At 37.8% G+C, this 2,957-nt stretch carries 3 protein-coding genes; all 3 read left to right on the forward strand.

Annotated features, from left to right (window positions below; genetic code table 11):
* Positions 1–339: 339 nt before the first annotated feature.
* Positions 340–1,629: a PD-(D/E)XK nuclease family protein gene (locus Q0594_RS03550; protein ID WP_298729640.1), complete on the forward strand. Its 1,290-nt coding sequence runs from the start codon at positions 340–342 to the stop codon at positions 1,627–1,629.
* Between the two features lie 13 nt (positions 1,630–1,642).
* Positions 1,643–1,789 (forward strand): hypothetical protein, encoded by a 147-nt coding sequence (locus tag Q0594_RS03555; RefSeq protein ID WP_298729642.1) that lies wholly within the window; start codon positions 1,643–1,645, stop codon positions 1,787–1,789.
* The coding region (locus tag Q0594_RS03560; protein ID WP_298729644.1) for a PHP domain-containing protein at positions 1,746–2,957 on the forward strand (1,212 nt) is incomplete at its 3' end. The genes Q0594_RS03555 and Q0594_RS03560, both read left to right, overlap by 44 nt.

The following is a 2,957-nucleotide window of genomic DNA, read 5'->3' on the forward strand; positions in this document are numbered from 1 at the left end:
TTCGGACGAAAAAATCTACGCCAATCTGACGGACTTCATTTTATCAGCGATTCCCTAAGAAAAAAGAGAGAATTCATTTATCCATAGTTGGGGTTTGGATACTCTCTTTTGTGTAAAAAATTATTAGGAACATGACTTGCTTTATGTTATAATTTGATTATATTGAAAGTTCTTTGATGATTTGCAAATAATTTTATCCATCCCACAATATGTCCATGCGAAGGATTATGATAGTAATAGATCAGAGAATCCTCTCACTTGAAATTTACTTTTGCAATGAAATATCTAAAATTGCGGAAGATAAGTGTTTAAGATCTTCTATCAATCAAGGAGGCATGTATGGTGAATGAGGAGATAATTTATTCCCCAAAAATCAATGACCTTTTGCAGTCGGTTTGTTCTATAGTTGATTCCCCAAAAGAGGTTGATGAATATAATATTTTCTCTGTGCTTGAAATTTCTGATAAAGAAGTTATTATGTGCAGAATGTTAGCTGACTTGCTTAATCCCAGAGGGCAACATGGACAGGGGGATATTTTTCTGTATGTGTTTTTAGAAGATATAGTAGGGATAAAAGAGAAAGGAAAACTAGAAGAATATACAAACGGTGTTTTTGTGAAAAAAGAATATTCTACAAAATGTGATGATAATCCAAGTGGGCAAACAGATTTGGCGGTAGATTCAAAAAAAGACGATGGCAGAATTGATATTGTAATTTATAACAGAAAGTATTTTTTACCTATCGAAGTCAAAATCAACCATGAAGAACGAAACAATCAGTGTTTGGATTATTATCAATTTGCTTTTGATATAATACAGGATCGTGAAGCAAAAATCATTTATCTTACTAAGGATGGCTCTAAGCCTGCACATTACAGCAAAATGGGCAAAAACTGCATCTGCATTTCATGGGGAAAAGAGATACTTAATTGGCTTAGACATTGTCTGGAGATATTTCCCCACGGTGGAAATATCCAAGTAAAGAATATGATCAAAAATTACATGAATGCAATAAGTAGTTTCACGAATGAGAGAGGCGAAGAAATGACGGAAGAATGCAGGAAGATAATAATGGGGGACGGCAACGACGATATTGACAACATACGTGCCTGTGTAGAAATCACAAAAACGTTCGGATTAGTGCAGGATGAAATAATCAGAAAACTGTTTAGCGCATTCGACCAAGAAATTCAGAGCCGTTACTGTTGGGAAAAAGACGATCAAGAACCAAATGATTGGGAAAATATGGATGAAAATATGGATGGAGGATTTTTTGGGAATTTATTTGTTAAATATGGTTCTCAAAATCCATGTACCACCTTTAAAGTAAAACGTTCAAATTCGACGGAGTATTTTCGCTTGTGCATTCGTATACAATCACGAGTTTGGTGTGAGGTTTTAGACAATAATGGTAAACAAGTTAATAGAAAATGGATATATCTTCCGAGTGGGGTTCATAGCGAAAAACTTAGTCGCGTACAAGATGAAAATATACCAAATTTTTCCTCGATGAATATGTATGCCATCAAGTTATCTCAAGAAGGCTTCAGGAAGAGATTTGTTGATGAATCGTTGAAGAAGGTTGAAGAAGTCTGGGGAGACGAACTTTTATTCAAGGAGAAATTATAGGAGGTATAAAAAAATGAGCACTTTCTCTGGTCAAATACGCGATGACGAAGTATGTGACAAACGTGTGGAACTTAGTGTTCATACGCAAATGAGTGCAATGGACGCGGTGCTTTCCAATGGACGCGGTGCTTTCTGTAGACGAGCTTATTCATACGGCTGATCGTTGGGGCTGGAGGGCTGTTGCCATTACTGATCTTGCCAACATTCATGCATCCTCAGATGCTATGAGGTGTGTTAGATCCCGTTGTCGAGGAATTAAGGTCATTTTCGGAATGGAGGGCTACTTGACGGAAGGGGACTCAAAGACATCCATTCCGCACAATATTACAATTTTGGTGAAAAACAAGATGGGGCTTCATCATTTGTATGAACTTATTTCTCTATCGTATCTTCAATTTTATCATAATATGCCGCACATTCCAAAAGGTGTCTTGCACGATTATCGAGAAGGTTTGCTTTTGGGATCAGCAGGGCTGAGAGGGGAACTGGTTCAAGCTATTGCCCAACGCAAAAGTATTGATGAACTTGCTGAAATCGTTCATTTTTATGATTACCTCGAAATCCAGCCAAGTGCGAATTATGTTGGTCTTCTTAAAGATAGGAATTTTCCCAACATTACTTCTGACGAAGACTTGAAGGGGATAAACCGTAAAATTGCCGAACTATCGAAAATGCTTGATAAAATGTTGGTGGCTACTGGAGGTGTCTGTTACCTCAATCCGATGGATTCTATCAGCCGACACATTATCCGAAAAGTCAACGGAAAAGAAAATGATGATGTTCGATCGTCACGATTTCTACGTACCACAGATGAAATGCTGAAAGCTTTTGGTTATCTCGACGATGAAACAGCGTATAAAGCTGTTGTTGTCAATCCGAACCGTATTGCCGAGAGCGTTGAGTCGCTCAATCCAATCTCTACTAATGAACGTCATTTTCCTGTTTTTTCTGGTGCCGATGAAGTGCTCAAGAACGCGGCGTATCAAAAAGCTCATGAGCTGTACGGATATAACCTTCCAGAGATTGTGCGAGATAGATTAGGAAAAGAATTGGCAATTATAGTTGAACACGGCTATTCGTCGCTATACCTAATCCAACAAAAACTTGCTCAAAAAGTACGTAAGAATGGCTATGACACATGCTCTAACGGCTTGACAGGTGCATCTTTCATTGCGTATTTGTTAGACTTTACAGATATAAATCCTCTCCCTCCGCATTGGTTTTGCACTAAGTGTCAGTATAGTGAATTTATCACAGACAATTCATATTCCTCAGGATTTGACTTACCTCGTCGGGATTGTCCCAATTGTGGTACTCTACTTACTAAA

The organism is uncultured Granulicatella sp. (genome assembly GCF_938030755.1).
GTDB lineage: Bacteria > Bacillota > Bacilli > Lactobacillales > Aerococcaceae > Granulicatella.